This is a genomic window from Actinokineospora spheciospongiae (assembly GCF_000564855.1).
Taxonomy (GTDB): Bacteria; Actinomycetota; Actinomycetes; order Mycobacteriales; family Pseudonocardiaceae; genus Actinokineospora; species Actinokineospora spheciospongiae.
Genome location: NZ_AYXG01000203.1, coordinates 46,685 through 71,581, shown reverse-complemented (window position 1 = coordinate 71,581; position 24,897 = coordinate 46,685). Strand labels below are relative to the sequence as shown.

The 24,897-nt window shown below is 72.7% G+C and carries 18 protein-coding genes and 1 tRNA gene; 2 read left to right on the top strand and 17 right to left on the bottom strand.

Features of this window, described 5'->3' with window-relative positions:
* Nucleotide 1: 1 nt before the first annotated feature.
* The 4 genes from UO65_RS25685 to UO65_RS25670 form a co-directional block, all read right to left on the bottom strand.
* The gene (locus UO65_RS25685; RefSeq protein WP_052021765.1) at nt 2–1,984 is read right to left on the bottom strand and encodes a hypothetical protein; all 1,983 of its coding nucleotides are present in this window, start codon (nt 1,982–1,984) and stop codon (nt 2–4) included.
* Complete coding sequence (locus tag UO65_RS25680) at nt 1,974–2,771, bottom strand: hypothetical protein (protein ID WP_152552266.1); 798 nt, start codon at nt 2,769–2,771, stop codon at nt 1,974–1,976. Before UO65_RS25680 ends, UO65_RS25685 begins: the two co-directional genes overlap by 11 nt.
* An 84-nt stretch (nt 2,772–2,855) precedes the next feature.
* A complete protein-coding gene (locus UO65_RS25675) occupies nt 2,856–3,566 on the bottom strand; it encodes a Crp/Fnr family transcriptional regulator (protein WP_035287282.1) in 711 nt (236 codons plus the stop codon).
* Nucleotides 3,567–3,867: 301 nt separating this feature from the next.
* A tRNA-Thr gene (locus tag UO65_RS25670) sits at nt 3,868–3,941 on the bottom strand.
* A gap of 121 nt (nt 3,942–4,062) precedes the next feature.
* On the opposite strand from UO65_RS25670, the gene UO65_RS25665 reads away from it, so the two are divergent.
* Complete coding sequence (locus tag UO65_RS25665; protein ID WP_200873464.1) at nt 4,063–5,682, top strand: hypothetical protein; 1,620 nt, start codon at nt 4,063–4,065, stop codon at nt 5,680–5,682.
* Between the two features lie 607 nt (nt 5,683–6,289).
* On the opposite strand, the gene UO65_RS25660 is transcribed toward UO65_RS25665, so the two are convergent.
* The 6 genes from UO65_RS25660 to UO65_RS25635 form a co-directional block, all read right to left on the bottom strand.
* Nucleotides 6,290–7,480 carry a DNA polymerase III subunit delta' gene (locus UO65_RS25660; protein ID WP_035287279.1) on the bottom strand — a complete coding sequence of 397 codons (1,191 nt, stop codon included), beginning with the start codon at nt 7,478–7,480 and terminating at the stop codon, nt 6,290–6,292.
* 48 nt (nt 7,481–7,528) lie between these two features.
* Nucleotides 7,529–9,547, bottom strand: a complete 2,019-nt coding sequence (locus UO65_RS25655) for a bifunctional MFS transporter/dTMP kinase (RefSeq protein ID WP_084176265.1) — start codon at nt 9,545–9,547, stop codon at nt 7,529–7,531.
* Between the two features lie 169 nt (nt 9,548–9,716).
* Nucleotides 9,717–12,518, bottom strand: coding sequence for a type I DNA topoisomerase (gene topA, locus UO65_RS25650; RefSeq protein ID WP_035287277.1), 2,802 nt, complete (start codon nt 12,516–12,518; stop codon nt 9,717–9,719).
* Nucleotides 12,519–12,660: 142 nt separating this feature from the next.
* A complete protein-coding gene (locus UO65_RS25645) occupies nt 12,661–13,269 on the bottom strand; it encodes a hypothetical protein (RefSeq protein ID WP_233427839.1) in 609 nt (202 codons plus the stop codon).
* Nucleotides 13,270–13,320: 51 nt separating this feature from the next.
* Nucleotides 13,321–13,827 (bottom strand): hypothetical protein, encoded by a 507-nt coding sequence (locus UO65_RS33680; protein WP_052021763.1) that lies wholly within the window; start codon nt 13,825–13,827, stop codon nt 13,321–13,323.
* A gap of 192 nt (nt 13,828–14,019) precedes the next feature.
* Complete coding sequence (locus tag UO65_RS25635; RefSeq protein WP_035287274.1) at nt 14,020–16,305, bottom strand: sodium-translocating pyrophosphatase; 2,286 nt, start codon at nt 16,303–16,305, stop codon at nt 14,020–14,022.
* Between the two features lie 362 nt (nt 16,306–16,667).
* Between UO65_RS25635 and UO65_RS25630 the strand changes: the two genes are divergently transcribed.
* Nucleotides 16,668–18,968 (top strand): DEAD/DEAH box helicase, encoded by a 2,301-nt coding sequence (locus UO65_RS25630; protein WP_084176264.1) that lies wholly within the window; start codon nt 16,668–16,670, stop codon nt 18,966–18,968.
* Between the two features lie 508 nt (nt 18,969–19,476).
* Here UO65_RS25630 and UO65_RS25625 read toward each other — a convergent pair.
* The 7 genes from UO65_RS25625 to UO65_RS25600 all read right to left on the bottom strand — a co-directional run bounded on the left by UO65_RS25625 (nt 19,477) and on the right by UO65_RS25600 (nt 24,875).
* Nucleotides 19,477–20,103, bottom strand: a complete 627-nt coding sequence (locus tag UO65_RS25625; protein WP_035287272.1) for a bifunctional DNA primase/polymerase — start codon at nt 20,101–20,103, stop codon at nt 19,477–19,479.
* A gap of 355 nt (nt 20,104–20,458) precedes the next feature.
* A complete protein-coding gene (locus UO65_RS38735; protein WP_267880616.1) occupies nt 20,459–21,196 on the bottom strand; it encodes an Rv3654c family TadE-like protein in 738 nt (245 codons plus the stop codon).
* Nucleotides 21,193–21,534, bottom strand: coding sequence for a TadE family type IV pilus minor pilin (locus UO65_RS25615; protein WP_035287267.1), 342 nt, complete (start codon nt 21,532–21,534; stop codon nt 21,193–21,195). The genes UO65_RS38735 and UO65_RS25615 overlap by 4 nt, the downstream gene beginning before the upstream one ends.
* The gene (locus UO65_RS35000) at nt 21,534–21,707 is read right to left on the bottom strand and encodes a DUF4244 domain-containing protein (RefSeq protein ID WP_233427838.1); all 174 of its coding nucleotides are present in this window, start codon (nt 21,705–21,707) and stop codon (nt 21,534–21,536) included. The genes UO65_RS25615 and UO65_RS35000 overlap by 1 nt, the downstream gene beginning before the upstream one ends.
* Nucleotides 21,708–21,743: 36 nt before the next feature.
* Entirely contained in the window at nt 21,744–22,439 is a 696-nt protein-coding gene (locus tag UO65_RS25610) for a type II secretion system F family protein (RefSeq protein WP_035287265.1), read from the bottom strand.
* Nucleotides 22,440–22,733: 294 nt separating this feature from the next.
* Nucleotides 22,734–23,528, bottom strand: a complete 795-nt coding sequence (locus UO65_RS25605; protein ID WP_035287262.1) for a type II secretion system F family protein — start codon at nt 23,526–23,528, stop codon at nt 22,734–22,736.
* A 180-nt stretch (nt 23,529–23,708) separates the two neighbouring features.
* Entirely contained in the window at nt 23,709–24,875 is a 1,167-nt protein-coding gene (locus UO65_RS25600; protein WP_035287260.1) for a TadA family conjugal transfer-associated ATPase, read from the bottom strand.
* Between the last annotated feature and the right edge of the window lie 22 nt (nt 24,876–24,897).

The following is a 24,897-nucleotide window of genomic DNA, read 5'->3' as shown; positions in this document are numbered from 1 at the left end:
CCTAAGCTCCGGTGGGGAATTCGGTCAGCACGGTCAGCAAGGCAGCGAGCACGGGCCCGATGGGCACCCCTTTCCGCGCTGCGAGGGTTTGGAAGTCGCTGCGCAGCGCGGGTGGTTCGTCAGGGGGCAGGGTGGCGCCCAGCGCACGGCCGAGCCGCTCGGCGATGTCGAGCGCGTCCGGGCCCGCGGTGTCGAGGGCTTGGCGCAGGGCGGTGAGGGCGGCGAGCCGGGTGGGGCGGTAGCACAGGACCGACGCCCACAGCTCGGCCACGAGATCGATCCGGTCCGGTGCGGACACCAGGAATTCCACGAATGCGGCACGTCCGTCGCGGGCGGACAGCACCGCGAGGGTGGCCCGGATGGCGATCACCAGCAGGCGCCGATCGGCACTGCTGCGGCTGAAACGGCGCAGCTTGGTGCGCAGCACGGACAGCACGATCCCGGCGTCGGCGGTGTCGTGGACCAGCCTGCTGAACAACGCGGCCAAGACCATTTCCACGTTGCCCGAGGCGGTGTGGGACTGCACGCACAGCTGCCACAACCGGTTGGCCGCGTCGTGCGGGTACCGGACGCCGATGTCGCCGCTGAAGGCCATCGCCCCGGCCCAGCGCCGAGCCGGGCTGCCCCTGGTCACCCAGGACGTCGCCACCCGCAACGCCGCGGACGCCAACGGCTCCCGGTAGGCCATGGCCCACAGGGTCTGCACGGCCGTGTGCTGGCCACCCGCCCCGACCTCACCGCCCGCCCACCGCTCCAGCAGCGGCAACGCCTCCCCGAAGGACACGTCGGCCAGCTCCGCCAGTCCGACCGCGACCGGGTCCCCGTGGCGCCCCGCTACACCGTTGAGCCAGTCCCGCACCGCGTCCCAGAACCGCACGTCCAGCCTCGCCCACAGCTGGGCCAGGACGTGCCGGTGGTAGGCGGGGACGGTGAAGCACAGCGCGGTCTGCTCGGCGCCGTACTGGTCGCGGTAGCGTACGGCGGACACCAATTCGTTCTCGTTGAACAGGGTGCTCCTACGCTGCCGCAACCGATCCTCGACGGCGGCCAACTCGCCCGGGCGGACTTCGGGATCGTGGTGCTCGTAGTGCTCCACGAGCTTGTGCAGCATGGACTCGTAGGTGCGCTCGTCCGTGCCGACCGCGAACGCCAACGCGGCGACCTCCAGGACCTGCCGCCGGGTCGGTCCCGCCGCGAACCAGTCGGCCACCACGTCACCCGCCCTGCCGTCGAGGTGCGTGACCGCGGCGTCCGGTGACTCGCCCGCGGCGAGGCGGCGAGCCAGCTCGATGACGTCGGACACCCGGTTCACCGAGCACAGAACCTCGTGGAGGGTTTCGGGCCACTCGTGCGGCCAGTGCGCCCGCAGCACCCGCTCGGGTTCGACCATCACCCAGTCGACGTGCGTCGTGCCGTCGGCGGGGTTGGAGGCCTCGTTGCCAACGGTGGCCACCAGGTACGCGCCCTCGTCCTGCACCCGGTCACGCACCAGCCCCCAGTCGAAGTCGGAGTCGTCGGCGTCTGCCACCCGACGGTCGGCCACGAGATAACCCGCGCCCCGGTCGTAGTCCCGCTGGGCGAGCTCCGACAGCGTCACCTGCGGGGACAACGCGTAGAGGGTGCTCGCGCCGACCTCGCGGAGCATGGTCAGCGCCGCCGTGCGCTTGCCGCTGCCGCGGAGCCCGCGCAAGACCACCACTCGATCCCGGTGCAGCCTGCCGAGCGCCGCGTCGAAGCGGGGCGGGGTGACGAAGCGGTCGAGCGCCGCCCGCACGACGGACTCCTGGACCCGGCCGGTGGCCCTGGTCAACGGACTGGCGGACACACCGTCAACACCGAAGTTGGCGGCGTTCATGTAGAACGTCCCGCTCATGGTGTTGCGGACCGAGTGGAGCGCGCCAGGGTGCTCGAGGGTGTTCGGCGCCTCCTTGTCGGGCGGTGGGTCTTCGACGGGCTGGTCGGGTGGTTCCGGTTCAGCCGTCATGGCGATCACCGGTCTGGATGCCGAAGTTGAACGCGGTGCCGTGCAGGGTGCCCTGCACCACGTTCCCGCCGTGCACACCACCGTTGACCACGACGCGCGCCTTGGTGGGAGCGGCGGCGTCGACGCTCGCGGGGATTTCGGCGGCTGTGCCCGCATGACCGGCACCCGAGGCGTCCGAGCTCTCACCGGAGAGGTCGAGCGCGTGCGCGTCGCCACCGGGGACGGACAACCACGCGACTTCCGCGCCCTCCTTCGTCTCGTACTCGACCTGGCGGAACGCCTGTGGTTGCACGGAAGTGTGTGACTGGACGACCAGGTCGAAGTAGATCGTGCGGGAGACCAGCAGCACCAGGTCGGCGGCCGAGGCCGCCTTCAACGCGGCGCGTGCGGGTCCGCTGTCGACCATCCGGGCGACCACGACGACACCCGCACCGGGGTACCCGTTGTCGCCCGTCGCAACGAGTCCTTGGTGGACGGCCAACCGCAACCGCAACCGGGGGGAGTCGCCGCGGTCGCCGCCGTTGTAGTCGCGCAGCGCCCGGACCAACTCGCGGGGGAACGCGTCCACGGGTGCGACCTCCGAGGAGCCCGGCGCCAGGATGATCAGCATGCCGTCGCCCGCGGCCTGCCGGTCCGCGGCGGCCAGGTCCACCCCGGCCCGCCCGGCGGCCTCGGCGACGACCTGGGTCAACGCGCGCTGCAGCTCCAACTGCTGGTGGTCGCCACGTGAGCCGTATGCCTGGGCGTCCAGGCTCAGCAGCACACGTCGATGAAAGGGTTCGGTCACGTCGGTGTCCTCGCGCAGTGGGGGTGTGGGGAGAAGTGTGGGGACAGAGCCGGTGTGGAACTACGGATAAATACGGATTCCGACTCAGTTCTCGCCTGCGAGCTCGCGCAACCCGGCGAGGTCGGTGATCGTCGGCCGTTGGTACTCGGTGCTGAGCACGCCCGCCCGGCGCAGTTCGGCCACCGCCCCGGCGGCGGCATCGGCACCAGCACCGATGAGCCTGCCCAGCTCCGCCTGCGACAGCTTCACACCGAGAGCGATGCCGCCCACCGCGCCGTGGCCGTGCCGCTCGGCCAGTTCCAGCAGCACCCGCGCCAGGCGGACCCGCACGACGTAGCCACCGAAGTCGAGCCTGCGGCGGTTGGCCCAGTCGAGCCGGTCGGCCAACACGCGGCTCAGCGCCTCCCACGCCACCGGCTCGGCGCGCAGGAAACCGAGGAACCGCTCGTGCGTCACGGCGTGCACAACGGTCTCGGTGCACGTCGTGACCGTCGCGGACCGCCTGCCGTCGTCCCGCAGCGCCGCGAGTTCACCGACGATGTCACCCGCCAGTCGAATGCCGAGCAGGCTCTCGGTTCCATTGGGCGTGGTCGCGGTGACCTTCACGCACGCTGCCGAGTCCCGGTCTGCGGACTCGAGCAGGAAGACGCTGGTGTTGTCGTCCCCCTGGGTGATCAGTCGCTCGCCCGCCCCCAGCACGCGCGACCTGCCCAGGTCCAGCAACGCGGGCGCCACCGGGCCCAGCCTGGCCAGGAACGTCCCGGGCAGCCACCTGCCCGCCACAGCCGCCTGCATGGGAGCCCTCCCGCGGTACCGACGTGAACTCGAAGACAGTCGCCATGAGCACGAAGGGAGTAAAGAGGTTGCCGGATTACCGATCGAAGCGAGAATCCGACACCCAGCACCAGCAACGTGCCCCAGGTCACTCCACCTTCTCTGCACGGAGGCGCCGCAGCCTTCGAGAGAAAGGCCCACAGCGCATCTGCCACCGGGGCATCGGCTCACCTGCGATCCAGCAGTGGTCGTCAACGCGAACAGAGGCGGGAACGACAGAGGGGTTGTCCCGGGTGAACCGGGACAACCCCTCTGACCTGCGAGCCGCCTAAGGGAGTCGAACCCTTGACCTATTCATTACGAGTGAATCGCTCTAGCCGACTGAGCTAAGGCGGCGTGCTCGTGACCCACTATACCGGCACCCTGCCGCGTCACCAGCAGGGGTATCCGTCGTTTACCGGGTGTGCGCCCGGCGACCCGGGTGACAGCAGAACCCGCTCGTAGGAGGAACGGCACCATGCGTCGACGTCTGCCCGCGGTCCTGGCCCTGCCGGTGGCCGCGTCGGTACTCGCTCTGGCCGCGGGGCCCGCCGCGGCCCAGGTGGAGACGACGCCGGTGCCCGCGCCGGGCAACCCCGGCGCCCCGCCCGCGTCCGCGCCCGCCTCGCCGCAGCCCCTCGGGCACGCGGTGGGCGACGCCGGGACCGGGCTGGCGGTGATCCGGGTGCTGCCGAACTCGACCCCGACCAAGGCGATCCTGCCGGGTGCCGCGGACAAGCTGCCGAAGCAGGCCGCGGTGGAGCTGGGCTTCGGGCTGGCCAGCGCCCAGGCGAACTCCGAGGCGTACCTGGCCTACGAGAAGTCCATCGCGCAGGCCTCCCCCGGCGGCATCGCCGTGCAGGGGTCGAGCCCGCAGGCCCCCGGCTCGCTGGCGCAGACGGCACCGCCGAACAACGAGGCCCCGCTGACCGGTGGCATCAACCCGCCGTCCACCCCGCTGGACACCCTGGTGAAGGTCGGCGCGCTCAACGGCTCGGTCTCCGCCAACTGGAGCGACGCGCTCGGCCCGTGCGTCGACACGATCTCCGACGCCTCCACCAGCATCGCGAGCATCTCCGCCCTGAACGCCATCCCGACCCTGCCCGGCGGCAAGGACCTCACCGGTGCGTTCGACGCCCCGAACCTCGACGAGGCCGCGGACAACGCCGTCGTCGAGCAGCTCAAGAACCTGGCGGGTCCGCTGAGCACCCTGGGCGGCATCCTCGGCGGCCAGGGCAGCGCGGGCGGCGGCTCGGTCCTGAGCCTCCCGAACACCCTCTCCGCCCGTTCCGTGGTCAAGCTGGTCGACATCCCCGGCTCCCCCAACAAGGCCGTCCAGTCGACCTCGACCCTCCAGGTGGCGGCGTTGAAGCTGCTGGCGGGCACGCCGTTCGAGATCTCCATCAACGTGGTCAGCCAGCCGACCCTCCAGGTCACCTCGACCGGCGACGCGGCGACCTCGGCGGTGCAGTACACCGCCCCGGTGCTGGAGGTCACCCAGGGCGGCAAGAGCCTGGGCAGGCTCGACGCGGCCAACCCCAAGCTCGACATCCCGATCAGCCTGCCGCTGCCCGGCGCCGACGACCTCCCCGGCCTCGGCGACCTCGGCAAGCTGCCGATCGTCGGCAACCTGCTGGGCGACGGCTCACCGCTGCGGGACGCGCTGTCGAAGGACCTGCAGAAGCTCGACCTGGGCGTCCTCCGCCTGGCGGTCGCGGGCCTGAACCAGACCGGCGCGGCGGCCACCCAGCCGTTCAAGGGCTACCAGCTCGGCGCCACCGCCCGCATGGTCGACCTCCAGGTCCTGCCCACGGAGGCGCTGGGCCTGCCCAACCTGCCCTCGGCCCTGGCCCAGGTCTCCCTCGGCGAGCAGGTCGCCAGGGCCTACGCCCCCGAGGGCGGCGTCGTCTGCGGCACCGCGTCGGCCCCCCAGGCCCCGCCCGCCCCCGCCCCGCAGGGCTCGGCGACCCCGCAACTCGCCTACACGAACGCCGCCTACCACTCGGTCCCGCTGTTCTGGACCGGCACGGCCATGCTGCTGTTCGGCGTCGTCCTCGTCGCCGCCCTCCCCACCCGCCGCCGGAAGACGACCGACTAGCGCCCCCGGGCCGGGGCGCGTTCGGGGCGCCCCGGCCCGGTCCTCCCCGTCCCCCACCCCGCACACGGCCCCCACCGACCGCAACCCGTCCACCCCACCTGTGGACACGCCCCCGAGTTGTCCACAGCCAAGATCCACACCACCCCAAAACCACATCCCCGCAGGTAGAATGGCCCCAAGGGCCGCGAATCCCCTCGGGAGGGTGGGGGTTGTGGATGGTGACGCGCGCGCGAGGAAAAGCAGCGGCTGAGCTTGTTCCGGCCAGGGCGTGCCCTGCGAGCTGGTGATCAGGGGGCTGCGAGCGGCGCGATGTGGTTGGGTGGTGCTTCAACCGGTTCGGGCAGTTCGGGATGTCGCCCCCGCTGCGCGGAGCGATCCGCCTGCCACCAGGCCGACCCACCTCGCCGCGATCAACCTCCGGCTCCGATGAGCCTTGCGGGGCACGCCCCAGCCGCGGCGGTTCTGCGGTGCCGCTGGTTCCCCGCAAAGCCGCGCCCATCCCGATCGGCGACCCGAACCGCCCAGCCAGCCGGAGCCCGCCGCTCCGTACGCCCTTACATCCTTAAGTCCTTAAGTCCTTAAGTCCTTAAGTCCACACGGGCCAGGGTCAGCCGAAGTGCATCGCGGAGACCATGGCCTCGATGGCGATGCGCGGCTTCACGTTCTGCTCCAGCGCCTCCCGGCACGCGAGCACCGCTTCGAGCCTGCGCAGCGTCGACTCCGGCGTCCAGGAGCCCGCGGCCTGGGCGGAGCCCTCGGCGTGGTCCGGGTGGTTGAGCGCGACCGAGGCGCCCGCGTGGGTGACCAGGACGTCCCGGTAGAAGCCCGCCAGGTCGACCAGGGCCAGGTCGAGGGCGTCGCGCTGGGTCCGGGTGGCGCGGGACTTCTGGCGCTTCTCCAGTTCCTTGATGGCGCCCGCGCTGCCGCGGGTGGCCGACGCCGCTCCCTTGCCGGTGCCGCCGTGGCCGAGGGCGGTCTTGAGGGCGTCCCGCTCTGCTTCGTCGCGGGTGCCGCTGACTTCGCTGGCGTCGGTTTCGGCGGCTTTGACCAGGTCGTCGGCGCAGTCGAAGACGTCGGAGAGTCTGCGCAGGTGCAGGGGGATGCGCAGCACCTTGGCCCGCCGGTCCCTGGCCGCCGGGTCGGTGGCGAGGCGGCGGGCGCGGCCGACGTGCCCGCCGGACACCGAGGCCGCCCACGCCGCGGTGTCGGTGTCCACCCCGTCGCGCAGCCGGAGCACCTCGGCGATGGCCGGGGCGGCGGGGGTGCGCAGGGCGATGGCCCGGCAGCGCGAGCGGATGGTCACGGACACGTCGTCCGGGTGGTCCGACGGTGCGCAGAGCAGGAAGACGGTCCGCGCCGGGGGTTCCTCGACCGCTTTGAGCAGGGCGTTGGCCGCGCCCTCGGTGAGCCGGTCGGCGTCGGTGATGATCACGACCTGCCAGCGCCCGCCGGTGGGCCGCCTGGCCGAGGTCTGCACCAGGGCGCGCATCTCGGCCACCGAGATCGACAGCCCCTCCGGGACGACCATCCGCACGTCGGCGTGGGTGCCGGACATGCTGGTGTGGCAGCCCTGGCACTCCCCGCACCCCGGTTCCCCCGGGGTGGTGCACTGCAGCGCCGCCGCGAACGCCCGCGCCGCCACCGACCGGCCCGACCCGGGGGGCCCGGTGAACAGCCAGGCGTGCGTCATGCCCGCCGCCGTCCCGGTGCCGTCGACCAACCCGCGCGCGGCCACCGCGGCGGTCCCGAGGACCCGCACCGCGTCCGGCTGCCCGACGACCTGGGACCAGACGCCCATCAGCCCATCACCTCACGAATCCAGTGGGTCATCCCGCCTCGACCGGCGTCAACCCGCGTCGACCGGTGTCTTCACCGGCTCGTCCTCGGCGAAACCGGGCACGTTCCTGGTCACCAGCGCCACGTAGACCGCCGCGGCGACCCGGGCGGCGACCTCGTCGGCCGAGCCGTCGCCGTCGACCACGACGTACCGGTCGGGGTCCGCGGCGGCCATGTCGGTGAGCACGCCCCGGACGTGCCAGTGGTGCTCGACGCTGCCGGGCCGCGGCGGCAGCGCGGCCGGGTCGCGGTCGAGCAGGATCGTGATGTCCGGCCGCAGCCGCGAGGTGGCCCAGTCGGCCAGCCCCTCCAGCTCGGCGGAGTCGAGGTCGGCCGCGGCGGACAGGTGCGCCAGCGGGCTGTCGACGAAGCGCTCCATGACCACCAGCGCGCCGCGGTCCAGGGCGGGCCGGATTTCCCGTTCCACCAGGTCGGCGCGCACGGCGGCGGCCACCAGCGCGTGCGCGCGGGCGCTGGAGAGCTGCGCCCCGGACAGCACCGCGCGCAGCTTCGCGTCGTCGAGCACCGGGTCCGTGGCGAGCAGGACCTCCTTGCGGCCGGGCCCGCGCAGCCAGTCGGCGAGCCGGTGCGCCTGGGTGGAGGTGTCGAAGTGCGTGTTGCCCTCGACGGCGATCAGCAGCCCGGTGCTGCGCCGCGGTTTGCCGCGCACCGCCGAGAGCAGGTCGGACAGGATGCTCTCCGAGCGCCGGTCGTCCATCTGCCGGTAGGCGATCACGCCGACCAGTGCGGCGATGATCCCCGCGCCGAGCAGCACCGGCCGGGTGCCGTCGACCACCATGTCCCGGCCGAACACGGTGATCGTGTGCGGCCGGACCAGGCCGACCAGGAGCGGTGTCAGCGCCATCGAACCGGCCAGGATGAGCTTCATCATGGACTGGTAGATGGCGTTGATCCGGCCGCGGATGGCGTCCTCGACCTCGGTGCCGATGATCGTCACCCCGGTCAGGAAGGCCGCGCCCGCGCACGCGCCGAGCAGCACCACGAACGGCAGCGTCACGACCGGGTGCGGCGAGATCGCCAGCATGAGCTGCGACAGGCCCGCGATCACGATGGCGATGCCGAACATCCGGTTGCGCGGCAGCCTGCGGGCCAGCTTCGGCGACCCGGTCATGCCCAGCACCAGGCCCACGAACAGCGCGACGAACAGCAGGCCGAACGTCGACTCGCCACCGCCGAGGCTCTTGCCGTAGAGCTGCGCGGAGCCCACCAGGGCACCGGCCGCGGCGAACGCGCCGACCATGCCGATGAGCAGCCCGCGCACCAGCGGGGTGCTCCGCACGAACCGGCCCGCGTCGCGGACCATGGCCAGGAAGCCGGACTTGACCTCCGGCGCGGTCTCCTCCGCGGCCCGCTCGACCGGCTTGGCCACCACCCGGCGCGACAGCTCGGGGATGCGGGTGGCGATGAGCAGGGCGCTGGTCAGGTAGAACAGCGCGGTGAGGATCAGGATGACCTTGACGATGCCGAGGCCGGTGTCGTCGAAGCGCAGGTTGAGGTTGGTGCTGACCCCGTTGATCAGCGCGTAGAGGCCCGCGCCGCTGATCACCGAGATGCCGTAGGTCATCACCAGCCCGAGCTGGTTGGCCGTCTCCACCTGGTCCGGTCTGCGCAGCAGGTTGGGCACCGCGGCGTCCTTCGACGGAATCCACAGCAGCGCGCAGCAGCCGACCAGGAAGTTGCCGATGAACAGCCACAGCGTCGAGCCGACGAGGGCGATCGACAGCAGCAGCCCGAACCGGCCGACGTCGGCGAAGGCCATCACCTTGCGCCGGTCGAACCGGTCGGCGAACAGCCCGCCGAGCGGGGCGAACAGCAGCCCGGGCAGCAACTGGGTCAGCACGACACCGGCGAAGGCGAAGCTCTGCGCCTTGTAGCCCTGGGTGAACTGGCTGGCCAGCCCGCTCAGCGCCAGCAGCGCCAGCCAGTCGCCCATGCTGCACAGGTAGGTGACGCCCCAGAGCCTGCGGAAGGGGCGGATGGACAGCACGCTGCGCGCCCGGTAAGCCATCGAGCCCTCGCCGCCGACCGGGGGCTTGCCGTCCCCGGTGTCCCCGTCGCCGCTGATGACAGCCACCCTCTTTCCACGCCGTAGACGCGCCCAGGGTAGCCGGGGTGCGCCGGGTCCCGGGTCATCCCGGAGGTGGACATGACCGTCCACCCCCGGGTGCCGCGGTCTGTCAGCCCTTGGACTTGGCCGGGGCCTTCTTCGCGGCGGGCTTCTTCGCGGCGGTCGTCGTGCGGCGCGCGGGGGTGCGCTTGGGGGCGGGGCCCTTGGCGCGCTTCTCCGCGAGCAGTTCGCTGGCCCGCTCGTCGGTGAGGGTCTCGACGTTGTCGGCCTTGCGCAGCGAGGCGTTGGTCTCGCCGTCGGTGACGTACGGGCCGAACCGGCCGTCCTTGACCACCATCGGCTTCTTCGAGACCGGGTCCTCGCCCATCTCGCGCAGCGGCGGGGCCGACGCGGCGGCCTGCCTGCCGCGCTTCTTGGGCTCGGCGTAGATCTTGAGCGCCTCGTCCAGGGTCACCGAGAAGATCTGGTCCTCGCCGGTCAGCGACCGGGAGTCGGTGCCCTTCTTGAGGTAGGGCCCGTACCGGCCGTTCTGCGCGGTGATCTCCTCGCCGGAGGTCGGGTCGGTGCCCACCACCCGCGGCAGGGAGAGCAGCTTGAGCGCGTCGTCGAGGGTGACGGTGTCCAGCGACATCGACTTGAACAGCGAGCCGGTGCGCGGCTTGGGCTTCGCCGGGGCCTTGGCGCGGGTCTTCTTGGCGCCCTCGACCGGGGCCGGGGGTTCCTCCGGCTCGGGCAGGACCTCGGTGACGTAGGGGCCGAACCGGCCCTCCTTGGCCACGACCTCGTGCCCGGTGACCGGGTCGGTGCCCAGGCTGCGCCCCTCCATCGGGGTGGCGAACAGCTTCTCGGCCAGTTCCAGGTCCAGCTCGTCCGGCGGCAGGTCCTCGGGCAGGTTCGCCCGCTGCGGCTGGGCCTCGCCCTCGACCTCGCGCTCCAGGTACGGCCCGTAGCGGCCGACCCGGACGACGATGGGGCGGTCCTCGGCGTCGGAGAACACCGGGATCGAGTTCACGACCTTGGCGTCGATGTTGTCCACACCGGAGCCGACGAGCTGCTTGAGCCCGCCGGAGCGGCCCACCGAGCCCTCCGGGCCGACGGTGCCGCCGAAGTAGAACCCGGACAGCCAGTCGGTGCGCTGCTGGGTGCCCGCGGCGATGCCGTCGAGCTCCTCCTCCATGGCGGCGGTGAAGTCGTAGTCGACCAGCCGCTCGAAGTGCTGCTCGAGCAGGCCCACCACGGAGAACGCGATCCACGACGGGACCAGGGCGGAGCCCTTCTTCCACACGTAGCCGCGGTCCTGGATGGTGTTGATGATGGAGGCGTAGGTCGACGGGCGGCCGATGCCCAGCTCCTCGAGCGCCTTGACCAGGCTGGGCTCGGAGTAGCGCGGCGGCGGGCTGGTGCTGTGCCCGTCGGCGGACAGGTCGGTCGCGGTGACCGCGTGGCCCTTGGTCAGCAGCGGCAGCCTGCGCTCGGAGTCGTCGGCCTCGCCGCCCTCCTCGGAGTCGACCGCCTCGACGTAGGCGCGCAGGAAGCCGGGGAAGGTGATGGTGCGACCCGAGGAGGAGAACACGCACTCCTCGCCGCTGGAGGCGTTGCCGGTGATCCGCACGGTCATGGTGGTGCCGCGCACGTCGGCCATCTGGGAGGCGATGGTGCGCTGCCAGATCAGCTCGTAGAGGCGGAACTCGTCGGTCTCCAGCTCACCGGCCACCTGCCCGGGGGTGCGGAACACCTCACCGGCGGGGCGGATGGCCTCGTGCGCCTCCTGGGCGTTCTTGACCTTCCGGGTGTACTGCCGGGGGGTCGGGTGCACGAACTGGGCGCCGTAGAGGTCGGTGGCCTGCGAGCGGGCCGCGTCGATCGCCGTCTCCGACAGCGTGGTGCTGTCGGTTCGCATGTAGGTGATGTAGCCGTTCTCGTACAGCCGCTGGGCGGTGCGCATGGTCCGGTCCGAGCCGAAGCGCAGCTTGCGGCCCGCCTCCTGCTGCAGCGTCGAGGTCATGAACGGCGCGTACGGCTTGCGGGTGTAGGGCTTCTCCTCGACGCTGGAGACGGTGAGGTGCGCACCGGCCAGGGCCTGGGTGAGCCGCTGGGCCTCGGGTTCGGCGAGCAGCAGCACCTCGGCGCCTGCCTTGAGCTTGCCGTCCTGGCCGAAGTCGCGGCCGGTGGCCAGCCGCACGCCGTCGACGGAGAGCAGCCGGGAGCCGAAGGTGGGCGGCTCGGCCTCCTTGCCCGCGTCCATGGTCGCGGCGATGTCCCAGTAGTTGGCCGCGACGAACGCCATCCGCTCGCGCTCGCGCTGCACCACGATCCGGGTGGCCACCGACTGCACGCGGCCCGCCGACAGCCGCGGCATGACCTTCTTCCACAGCACCGGGCTGACCTCGTAGCCGTAGAGGCGGTCGAGGATGCGCCGGGTCTCCTGGGCGTCGACCAGGTCGCGGTCGAGGTCGCGGGTGTTCTGCGCGGCGGCGATGATGGCGGGCTCGGTGATCTCGTGGAAGACCATCCGGCGCACCGGCACCTTGGGCTTGAGCGCCTCCAGCAGGTGCCAGGCGATGGCCTCGCCCTCGCGGTCGCCGTCCGTGGCCAGGTACAGCTCGTCGACGTCCTTGAGCAGGCTCTTGAGCTCGGTCACCGTGGACTTCTTGTCCGGGGTGACGATGTAGATCGGCTCGAAGCCGTGGTCGACGTTGACGCCGAGGTTGGACCAGGACTCGCCCTTGTACTTCTCCGGCACCTCCGCGGCCTTGCGCGGCAGGTCGCGGATGTGGCCCCGGGAGGACTCGACGACGAAGTTGCGGCCGAGGTAGGAGGCGATCTTGCGGGCCTTGGCGGGTGATTCGACGATCACCAGCCGCCGCAGTTCGGCACCGCCGGTACCTGCGCTTTTCTTCGTCGCTGCCACGCTGTCCCGCTTCCTGTGAACCCCGTACCAAGCCTGCGTCAGCCAGTCAGTGTGCACGCTGATGAGGAAAAGCCCTATTCCAGGTTGCCCAGCGCTGGAGATCGGCCGACCGAGTATGACCCCCTTTCCACCAGTAGCACGCTCAGGACACGGCGCGCATCCGGGAAACGGCGGGCCACTGGTCGGCGCACCCCGGTCCGGTGGGCGGGCCGACCAGTTCCAGCAGCCGGGCCAGCCTGCGCCTGCCGACCACGCGCAGGCCCGGGACCTCGCCCTTCGCGGTCGGGGCGGTCGCCGGGAGGCCGCAGCGCAGCAGGGCCTCGGCCAGCGGGGCGTGGGTGTGCGGGGCGGTCGGGTCGAGGGGCAGCAGGTAGCCCCCGTCGGTCCAGCGCCCGGCCGCGAGCACCCACATGCGCAGCGCGGCGCCGTCGGGGAGGAAGCAGTCGGGGACGGCCTTGCCGCCCGCGGGGTCGGTCCAGGCGCTCGCCAGCGGGGCCAGGTCGCGGCGGAAGGCGGTGCTCAACCGCGGGCCGCCGGACTCCTCGCAGGTTCGGACCTCGGCCGCCACCCCGCGCTCGGCGCAGGCTTTGACCAGGGCGTTCGCCCGCCACTGGTCGTCGACGGGGAGGAGGAGCCGGGCGGTGGCGCGGGCGAAGACGGCCGTGCGCCCCGGCCCGCACAGCAGCCCCGCGAGGTCGGCGACGCCGGGGTGGCTGACCTCCGCGGAGAAGATCGACATCTGCTGCGCCACGACAGGCAGAATAGAACAAGGGTTCGACTGGCGGAAGCGCCCGGAATCGGTTCAGCGACGCAGCGCGGGCACGTCGGCACACTGCGGTGCCTGCTGCGCCCATCGGGTGAATTCCGAATCGGGTTCGACCCGGAGCGGTTCCGGTGGCACCGCCGACGTGATCCGGGGCACCACCTCGGCCAGCGCGGTCAGCGCCGCACCCGGGCTCGGATCACCCCGCAGGGTGATCAACGCCGCGTCGAGGGGAGCGCGCACGGCGTCGTAGGCGGTCGCCGCGCCCGCGGCCACGGCATCACCGCCGGTCACGGGGGAGGAGCGCAGCCTGGTCGTGGTGTCCACGGCCTCGGTCAGACCCCGGGTGACGGACGTGAGGTAGGTCTCCACCGCGCTTCGCACCGAGGCCGGGTCGGCGGGGTCGGCAACCGGGGGCGGGGTGGCCAGCACGGCGGACGCCGAGGTCACCGCCGCGCACAGTTCACCCGACCAGGCGATCTTGGCCGCCGGGTCGTCGCCGGTCGTCCCGGTGCACCCGACCACGGCGGCGAGGACCAGCCCCACCGCGGCGGCCCCGGCGCTCAGGACCCCGGGGCGGCGGATGCCGGTTCCAGGGCGACAACGGGGCGACGTGACATTGAGCACTCCTCAGCCGGGGGCGCCGGAAATCGCTCCGATGCTCGCACGCGCGCACCGGGAACGCCGACCGGGGCTCGACCGGCGTGCGCCGGTCGAGCCCCGGTCGGGTGCGGCGGATCAGGGCCGGTTGGCCGCCTCCGCGGGCGCGTCGGCGATGGCCGTGCCGCGCCGCTTGGAGATCACCACGGCCACCACGATCAGCACCAGGGCGACCACCGCGATGCTCACCCGCAGCCCGGTCGAGGCGTCCGCGCCGACCGACCAGCCCACGATGGCGGGCGCGATCAGCACCGAGACCAGGTTCATCACCTTGATCAGCGGGTTGATCGCCGGACCGGCGGTGTCCTTGAACGGGTCGCCGACGGTGTCGCCGATGACCGTGGCGGCGTGCGCCTCGGACCCCTTGCCGCCGTGGTTGCCGTCCTCGACCAGCTTCTTCGCGTTGTCCCAGGCGCCACCGGAGTTGGCCAGGAACACCGCCATCAGCGTGCCGGTGGCGATCGCGCCGCCCAGGTACCCGGCCAGCGGCCCGACCCCGAGGCCGAACCCGACCGCGATCGGCGCCAGCACCGCCAGCAGGCCCGGGGTGGCCAGCTCGCGCAGCGAGTCGCGGGTGCAGATGTCCACGACCCTGCCGTACTCCGGCTTGCCGGTGCCCTCCATGATCCCCGGGATCTCCCGGAACTGGCGGCGCACCTCGAACACGATCGCGCCCGCCGCCCTGGTCACCGCGTTGATCGCCAGGCCGGAGAACATGAACACCACCGCCGCGCCGATCAGCACGCCGACCAGCACGTCCGGGCTGAACACCAGGAACGCGGTCGGGTCGAACGTCTCCCCGGCCTTGACCAGCGCCTTGCCGATGGCGTCCTGGTAGGAGCCGAACAGGGCGGTCGCCGCCAGCACCGCGGTGGCGATGGCGATGCCCTTGGTGATGGCCTTGGTGGTGTTGCCGACCGCGTCCAGCTCGGTGAGGATCTTCGCGCCCTCGTCGGTCACGTCGCCGGACATCTCCGCGATGCCCTGGGCGTTGTCCGACACCGGCCCGAAGGTGTCCATGGCGACGATCACGCCGACCGTGGTCAGCAGCCCGCAGCCCGCCAGCGCGATGGCGAACAGCGCCACCACGACCGAACCGGACAGCAGGAACGCGCCGTACACCGCCGCGCCGATGACCAGCGCGGTGTAGACCGCCGACTCGAAGCCGACCGAGATGCCGGACAGGACCACGGTCGCCGCACCGGTCAGCGAGGTCTTGCCGACCTCCTTGACCGGCTTGTACTCGGTGCCGGTGTAGTAGCCGGTCAGCCAGAGGATGACCCCCGCCAGCACGATGCCGATGATCACGGCCACCGCGGCGATCAGCGCCGGGTTGCCCGCGGTGCTCGCTTGGGTGCCGTCGGTCAGCGCGGAGAACGAGCTCGGCAGGAAGATGAACGCCGCCGCGGTGCACAGCACGGCCGAGATCAGCGCCGAGATGTAGAACGAGCGGTTGATCGTCGTCAGCCCGCTCTCCCCCGCCCTGGCCCTGGTGATGTAGACGCCGAGCATCGCGGTGACCACGCCGAGCGCCGGGACGATCAGCGGGAACAGCAGACCCTTGGAGCCGAACGCGGTGGAGCCCAGGATGAGCGCCGCGACCAGCGTGACCGCGTAGGACTCGAACAGGTCGGCCGCCATGCCCGCGCAGTCGCCGACGTTGTCGCCCACGTTGTCGGCGATGGTCGCGGCGTTGCGCGGGTCGTCCTCGGGGATGCCCTGCTCGACCTTGCCGACGAGGTCGGCGCCGACGTCGGCGGCCTTGGTGAAGATGCCGCCGCCGACCCGCATGAACATCGCGATCAGCGCGGCGCCGAAGCCGAAGCCCTCCAGCACCTTGGGCGCGGCGCCGGTGTAGACCAGCACCACGATGGCCGCCCCGAACAGGCCGAGGCCGACCGTCGCCATGCCCACGGCGCCGCCGGTGCGGAACGCGATCCTGGTGGCGGTCTCCCGGCCCCCCTGCTCGTTGGCCGCGGCCGCGACGCGCAGGTTGGCCTGGGTGGCCAGCCACATGCCGAGGTACCCGATGGCGAACGAGAAGACGGCGCCGACCAGGAAGAACAGCGATCGTCCTATCCGTTCACCACCGCTGTCGGCCGGTAGCAGGAACAGCAGCAGGAACACCACTGTGCCGAAGACCAGCAGGGTGTTGCGCTGTCGCTTGAGATACGCCGCCGCGCCTTCCTGGACCGCCCTGGCGATGTCCTGCATCTTCAGGGTGCCCTGGCCCGCGGCCAGGACCTCCCTGATGAGGACGTACCCGACGGCGAGCGCGGCTAGGGCGATCACGGCGACCACGACGACGACACCGCGGTCGCCGCCGGTGAGTGTCAGATCTGCCGCGAGGGACTGCCCGGACATCCGGCCTCCTGAGGATCTGCCTGGTGTTCAGCGCCGGCCGACCGCCACTACCACACGACGTCCACCGACCCCGTTTGCACGTGTGGGCCACCACAATCAGTGGTCCGCTCGGAAGTCTATTGGTAAAGCGGATCACTGACGCGAATCTGTTCCACACCGTGCACCCTCCGTTATGCAACACCGCCGTAGTGTGATCGAAATCTCATGATCACACCGCGTGTCGCCCCGCGGAGCACGGGAACCTCGTACACCTGTGCGAAAATCGGGGGGTGCGTGTCGAGTCGGCCACAGATCTCCCGACGGTCGCGGCTCTCCCGGCGGGCGCGGCGGAGCCGGACCGGGGCACCCACCTGCTCAGGCGGGTGCTCGCCGGGGTGCCTGCGGGCGAGGAGCCGCTGACCCACGTCGCCGAGCTGCCCGAGCGGGCGGCCAGGGTGGTCCCGTGGCCGGAGTGGACGCCCGACCCCGTGCGCGCCGCGTTCACCGCGTGCGGCGTGCGCGAACCGTGGTCGCACCAGGTCGAGGCGGCCGAGCACGCGCACGCGGGCCGCAGCGTGGTCATCGCCACCGGCACCGCCTCCGGGAAGTCCCTGGCCTACCAGCTTCCGGTGCTGACCGCCCTGACCGGCGACACCCGCGCCACCGCGCTCTACCTCTCCCCCACCAAGGCCCTCGGTGCCGACCAGTTGCGCTCGGTCTCCGCCCTCGACCTCCCCGGCGTCCGCGCCGCCTCCTTCGACGGCGACACCCCGACCGCCGAGCGCGACTGGGTGCGCGCGCACGCCCGCTGGGTGTTCACCAACCCGGACATGCTCCACCGCGGCATCCTGCCCGCCCACGGCCGCTGGTCGATGTTCTTCCGCCGCCTGCGCTACGTCGTCGTCGACGAGTGCCACTCCTACCGGGGCGTGTTCGGCTCGCACGTGGCCCTGCTGCTGCGCAGGCTGCGCCGGGTGTGCCGCCGCTACGGCGCCGACCCGGTGTTCGTGCTGGCCTCGGCCACGGTGTCGAACCCGGCCGCCTCCGCCACCCGCCTGTCCGGAGTGGACTGCGCAGCGGTCGCCGACGACGGCTCCCCGCGCGGCGCCCGCACGGTCGCCCTCTGGGAACCCCCGCTGCTCGACGACGTGGCGGGGGAGAACGGCGCCCCGGTCCGCCGCTCGGCGGGCGCCGAGTCCGCCCGCATCCTCGCCGACCTGGTGATCGAGGGGGCGCGCACGCTGGCGTTCGTCCGCTCCCGCCTGGGCGCGGAGCTGACGTCGCTCGGCGCCAAGCGCATCCTCGCCGAGGTCGACGCCGACCTGCCCGACCGGGTGGCCGCCTACCGCGCCGGGTTCCTCCCGGAGGAGCGCCGGGCCCTCGAAGCCGCCCTCGCCGACGGCCGCCTCCTGGGCGTGGCCAGCACGAACGCCCTGGAACTGGGTGTCGACATCGCGGGCCTCGACGCCGTGGTGGTCGCGGGCTACCCCGGGACCCTCGCCTCGTTCTGGCAGCAGGCGGGGCGGGCGGGCCGGGCGGGCGACGGCTCCCTGGTCGTCTTCGTGGCCAGGGACGACCCGCTGGACACCTACCTGGTGCACCACCCCGCCGCGGTCCTCGACAAGCCCGTCGAGGCCACCGTCACCGACCCGGGCAACCCGTACGTCCTGGCCCCGCAACTGGCCTGCGCCGCCGCCGAACTCCCGCTGACCGCGGACTGCCTCCCCGACTTCGGCGGCGAGCAGGCGAGGGCGGTCCTCGATGACCTTGTGGCCGAGGGAACCCTCCGCAAGCGGCCCACCGGCTGGTACTGGACCCAGCGCGAACGCCCGCACGGCCTGGTCGACATCCGCGGCTCGGGCGGCGACCAGATCGCCGTGGTGGAAGCGGACTCGGGCCGGATGCTCGGTACGGTCAACCCCGGCAACGCCTGCGCCACCGTGCACCCCGGCGCCATCTACCTGCACCAGGGCTCGTCGTACGTGGTCGACGAACTCGACCTGGAGTCCGGCTTGGCCATGGTCCACCCGGAGACCCCCGAGTGGACCACCACCCCGCGCGAACTGGTCGACATCACGATCCTCGACACGGTGTCGGAGACGGTCCACCCGGCCCTGGGCGGCGGCGAGGTCCGGGTCTGCCTGGGCGAGGTCGCGGTGACCTCGCAGGTCGTCGCCTACCTGCGCAAGCTCCCCAGCGGCGAGGTCCTGGACCAGATCCCCCTGGACCTCCCGGAGAACACCCTCCACACCCGCGCCGTCTGGTACACCCTCACCGAGGACCTGGTGACCGGGAAGGGCTTGGACCGAGCGGGCCTGAAGCGCTCGGAGGTCCCCGGCGCCCTGCACGCGGCGGAGCACGCCGCGATCGGCCTGCTGCCCCTGTTCGCCACCTGCGACCGCTGGGACATCGGCGGCGTCTCCACCGCCCTGCACCCCGACACCGAGCAGCCCACGGTCTTCGTCCACGACGGCCACCCCGGCGGAGCGGGTTTCGCCGACCGGGGCCACGCGGCCCTCATCCCGTGGCTGACCGCGACGAGGAAGGCGATAGCCGCCTGCGAGTGCCCCGAGGGGTGCCCCTCCTGCGTCCAGTCCCCCAAGTGCGGCAACGGCAATGACCCGTTGAACAAGAAGGGCGCCATAGCCGTGCTCACCACAGTCCTCAACACCATCCGGGACTGATCACGCGGACCCGGAGATCCTGCGGGGCCGGAAACACAGTGGGCTTGGGAAAGCAGCGAGCGGGAAGCAGCGGGGTGGGAAAAGCAGCGGCGCCGGGGGGCGCCGACAAGATGTCGGCGCGCAACCCCGGCGCGCTGCCTGCCACCGAGCCCGCGGCGATCCGTCTGCGACCGCGGCGCTCGGACTCCGGGAACCGATCGGCGGGGACTACCGGTCGTCGACACCTGGGAGGCGGATGGTGTCGAGCGGATGGCATTCCCGGGGCGGGTTTCGCCGACCGCGGCCTGGTGGCCGCTCGTCCCAGATCCGTGCGCGTGCGGGAGACGGACGCCTCCAGCGGTGCTCGGCTGGCTGCCGGTCCGGCGGCGACACGCACCAGGGGCGGAAGGGGTGTCGCCGTCGCGGACTGGCGGGAGTGGCGGTCCGTGCTCGCGGCGGGCGCGCACGGGACCGACCACAGTGGTCATTCAGTTGTGGGTCTGTCGCACTCGGACCGGAACCGGTCGAGCTAGTCGGCGGTGACCAACTGGGTGGCCAACCGGTCGTAGGTGGGCAGCCCCAACGCGTCGAGCAGCGCGTCCTGCACCACCCGCGACGCCGGGATCTGCCACCCGCACACCTCGGGCTTGACCCGCCAGTGCACGACGCCGTGGCTGGCCGGGCTCGGCGGCAGGGTGATCCACTCACCCGCACCGCGCAGGACCACACCGCTCTCGGCGAGTTCGGCGTCGAGCGCCCGGTTCGAAGTGGTCAGGAACAACCACTTGCTGTCCGGCGTGGCGATGATCGGCACCGGCACCCCCACGGAGCGCAGCACACCCGCGGCCCGGCGACCCAGTTCGACGTCGACCTCGATGGCGTCGTACCCGGCACCGGTGGCCAGCAGCAGGCTGTAGGGCTGCCCGGCCCACCAGGTGGCGACCTGGTCGGACCGGGTGCCGATCCGCGCCTGCCAGTCGTCGTGCACCGGAACCGGCCCGGTGGCCTCGAAGTCCTGTCGGCCCGCCCACTGCGCACCGGCCGGGTAGGTGCCCGGGAGTACCGGCCATCCGCGGAACGCGAGACCGATGGCCTCCGCGCGGAGTTCGACCTGGAACGCCCTGCGCCAGCTGTCCGACCTTTCGCTACCGATCATCTCGGGCGGTGCCTCCTCGGGTGGCGGGGGCCGGGTTGGCTCCCTGTGGAGAACTCAACGCCATGGGTGCCCAACACGGAACTCACCGTCGACCACTGGTCGTTTTGGCAAGATGAGCGCCGACAACGAGAACGGCCGACCTAAGCCCAGCCGACCGATCACCGACGCCGCGGCCATCACTCGGACGTGGGCACCCACCGAGCAGCGCCGCCCACCTGGCAGCACTACGGAAAGCGCCACCCACCAGCAGAAACAACCCGCTACACGCTGGGTGACCCACCTCCGCGAACAGTCGGTGAACAACTTCCGCGATGCCGTTCACCGTTCCACGGCGACCGCTTGACCCCCGACCCGATCACACGGGCCCGGCCACCGCGACCGCGCGTCCACTCCTGACTCCCGCCAACACCCCCGGTGGCCGCGCCACCACGACCACGGACACGACGAACCCGTCGACCCGGCACCCGACCACCTCCACCCGCATCCGATCCGCCACCCACCGCGCCCGGTCACAGGCCCACCGCTCCCCGTCGACAGCCCGCCCCGCCCCGGCCAGCGCGGCCAGGTCAGCGGCGGCCTCGGCCCGGTGCCGGGTCACGACGGCCGACCCGAGCAGGACGCCGAACCCCGCCACCACCACCAGCGCCATGATCACCCCCGCCGCCCACACGGTGGCGAACCCGCCGTCGCCCGCCCCACCGCGCCCACACCGCGAGACCGATCCACCCGGCGGAGCTGCGCCCGGTGCGGCAGTGCCCGGCGGAGGCTTGCCCGATGAAGCCGCACCCGGTGCAACGGCACCCGGTACAGCCACGCCCGGAGCAGCCGCGCCTGGCGGAGCAGTGCCCGGTGAAGCCACGTCTGGTGCAACGACACCCGGAGCGGCAGTGCCCGGCGAAGGCCTGCCCGACGAAGCCGCACCCGGTGCAACGACACCCGGTACAGCCACGCCCGGCGGAGCAGCGCCCAGTGAAGCCGCACTTGGTGCAGTTGTGCCCGGTGCAGCGGCGGTCCGAGCGGGCAGTGCCGGGGCGTTGACCGCGGTCACGGAAGTCCTGATCACGGGAGCACCGGTTCCGGGAGCACCGGTCATGGAATCACCCCCTCCGGTTCGGCGACGGCGTACGCCTCGGCTGTCAGGTCCACCCCGGGAAGCAACCCGCCGACCGGGGCCGCGTGGACCACGACGGTCACCTCGTCACCGGACCGGCGGATGTCGACCGCGGCGCCGGGCGGCGCGATGGCCACCGCGGCGGCACGGCCGCGCTCGGGTTCGCCGCGGGCGGCGAGCCGCGCGGCTTCCCTGGCGGCGTCGACGCACCGGACCTGCGCGGACAGGGCCGAGATCCCGCCCAGGGCGAAGGCCAGGACGAGCACGATCGCCCCGAGCGCCACCGCGGCCTCAACGGTGACCGCTCCCCGGTCGGCCATCACGGCTCGAACGAGAGGGCCCGCCGCACCAGCCCGAGCAGCCCCGCGGCGACCTCCCCTCCGGTGACGACGGAGTACAGCAGCATCGCCAGCGCCGCGGCGACGAGCAGTCCGATCGAGTACTCCACGGTGCTCATCCCGGGATCGGACAGCACCCTCTCCTGTTTGCGCACAACATCTCCCTTCTCAGTGGTGTCAGATCGGTGGTGTCAGAACTGGGTGGACAACCGGGCCACCAGGCCGATGACCACGGGCGCGACCCCCAGGCAGAGGAAGGCGGGGAGGAAGCACAGCCCCAGCGGACCGGTGACCCGCACCGCCGCGCGCTGGGCCTTCTCCTCGGCCAGGTCGGTCGCCTGCTCGCGCACGCCCGCCGCCAGCGCCCGGGCCACCCCGGCGAGTGCCGCCCCGGAGCGGGTGGTGCGGCGGGCACCTCGGGCCAGCTCGGCGGTCTCGGGGCAGGCGAGGGCCACGGCCCACGCGCGCGCCGGGTCGGCACCCATGGCGAGCAGGTCGGCGGTGTCGCGGAGGGCGGCCCCCGCCCGCCCGGGCAGGTCGCCCGCCACCACCCGCACCGCGGTGGGCACCGGCATCCCGGAGGTGAGGCAGGCGGCGAGCAGGTCCCACCCGGCCGCCAACCCGAGCCGGTCCACCGGCGGTGGCCGGGGTCGCAGCAGCCGCACCGCACCCCACCAGGCCCCAGCCCCAACCGTGATCCCGATCCCCACACCGGCGTTCACCGCGACGGCAGTCCCCACCGCGACCCCGGCCACCACCGGCAACGGCAACGGCACCCGCCACCTCCGACGGACGACTCCGCCCAGCCCCGCCAACCGCTGCCCGGCCCGACCGGGCGGAACCCCGACCACCACCGCCACGGCCAGCAGGAGGAACGACAGGCTCATCACGGGACCCCCCGATTCGCCGACCGCACAGCACCAGCAGCGCCTGCTGTCGGCACCGGACTCATCACACAACCTCCCGGTTCGCCCCGAGTACGAGCGCCACACCGCCGCAAGCGCAACCACCGCGACAACAGACCCATCCCACGACCACCCGGTTCGCCCCGAGTACGAGCGCCACACCGCCGCAAGCGCAACGACCGCAACGACCGCAACGACCGGCTCATCCCACGACCTCCCGGTTCGTCTCGGATGCGAGCGCCACACCGCCGCGAGTGCGACTGCCTCGGCGCGGACTCATCGGAAAACCACCTGGCCGGTCAGGTGCGACGTCCAGGCGACACCCGCCGCGGCGAGCGCGACGCCGAGCACCAGGAGGACCTGACCCGCCGGTGTGGTGAACACCGCCAGGGGTGCGGCGCCCATGGCCTCGCCGAGGAGGACACCGAGGACCGGCAGGGCGGCGAGGACGGCGGCGCTGGTCCTGGGACCCGCCATCCTGGCGTCGACCTGGTGGGCGAAGCGGGCCCGGTGGTCGAGGTCGCGGCGGACGGCATCGAGGACCTCGGCCAGGGGGAGGCCGTGGCGACCCGCCAGGTCCCACGCCCGACCGACTCGCCGGGTGGCGGCGGACAGGGTGGCGGGGAGTTCCGCACGGGCCAGCGCGGCACCGACGCCACCCCCGAGCCGGGCCGCGGCGGCGGCTGCGCGCAGGGCCTTGGCCGAGGCCGGGTCGGCGTCGACGGCGGCGTGCTCGGCCGCGGTGGCGGGGTGCGCGCCCGCGGTCAGCTCCGACACCAGGGCCCGCACGGATTCGGCGAATCCCTCGATCCCGGCCAGGGTCTCGCGCGAGCGCCGCCGGGCCAGCTGACCGCGCCACACGCTCACCCCGGCGATGCAGGCGGCCACCGCCCCGCCCGCTCCGAAGGGAACCCACCCCACCAGCCCGCACCCGGCGACGACCAACACCGTGCGCGGTCGAGGCGGCGCCCACCGCCGCACCCGTGGCCCCCGCAAGGCCCGCAGCCTCCGCGCGGCAGCACCGGACGGCCACGACAACACCGCCCCGGCCACGAACAGCAGACCCAGCACGCCCCATCCTCCCTGCACCCGATCCGACTACCTTCCACAAAGGACATGATGTGGAATCGACCCGAAAGACCCCTCTGCCCCACCCAAGCCGCACCGCCCTGTCCGGCGTCGCCGAATCCACAGCCGCCGAATCCACAGACGTCGAAACCGCAGGCGCCAAAACCGCCTCGATGGTCGCCGTCAGTCGCCGCATGGTCGACCCCCTCGACCGGCCAGAAGGCGGTCCAGGTCGGCACGCCCCTCGGCCCACTCACCCGCGCGCCACACCGGGCGCACGGTCACACCACCCGCCGGGCGGACCACCACGCCGATCTCGGTGAGGCGCCGCTCGCCGGTGCCCAGTCGTCTCATGTGGAGGATCACGTGGACGGCCGCGGCGAATTGGCTGTGCAGGGCGGTTCGGGACAGACCCCCCAGGGCGGCCAAGGCCTCCAGCCGGACGGGCACTTCGGCGGGGGCGTTGGCGTGGACCGTTCCGGCGCCGCCGTCGTGACCGGTGTTGAGCGCGGACAGGAGGTCGCAGACCTCGGCGCCGCGGACCTCGCCGACGACGATGCGGTCGGGGCGCATGCGCAGGCCTTGGCGCACCAGGTCGCGGAGGGTGACCTCGCCCGCGCCCTCGACGTTGGGCGGGCGGGCGAGGAGCCGGACGAACTGGGGGTGCCCGGGCTCCAGCTCACCCGCGTCCTCGACGCAGACGATCCGCTCGGCGGGTGGGACCCGGCCGAGGAGACCCGCCAGCAGGGTGGTCTTCCCGCTGCCGGTGCCACCGGAGACCAGGAACGCCAAGCGGGCCGTGATGATCGCGTCGAGGAGGTGGTGCACGGCGTCGTCGAAGGTGCCCAGTGCCCGGAGGGCGGTGAGGTCGTGGGAGGCGGGGCGCAGGACGCGCAGGGACAGGCAGGTTCCCGCCGCGGCGATCGGGGCGAGGACGGCGTGCATCCGGACCCGGCCACCGGCGGTGGGCAGCCAGCCGTCGACGTAGGGCTGGGCGTCGTCGAGCCTGCGGCCCGCGGACATGGCCAAGCGCTGGGCGAGCCTGCGGACGGCGTCCTCGTCGGTGAAGCGGACGCCGGTGCGGCGGAGGCCGTCCGCGCCGTCGACCCAGACCTGGTCGGGCCCGGTGACCAGGACGTCGGTCGTGGCCGGGTCCCGCAGCAGCGGGTCCAGCGGTCCGGTGCCGATGAACTCCTGCTCCAGCAGGGTGAGCGCGGCGAGCACGTCGCCGTCGCCGAGGACGCCGTCGGCTTCCGCGCGCACGGCCTCGGCCACCGCGGCCGCGGACATGTCGGCTTCCCGGCCCGCGAGGCGGGTGCGGACCCGGTCGACGAGGTCGAGGGCAGCCATCGGGGAACTCCTTTCGCAGTGG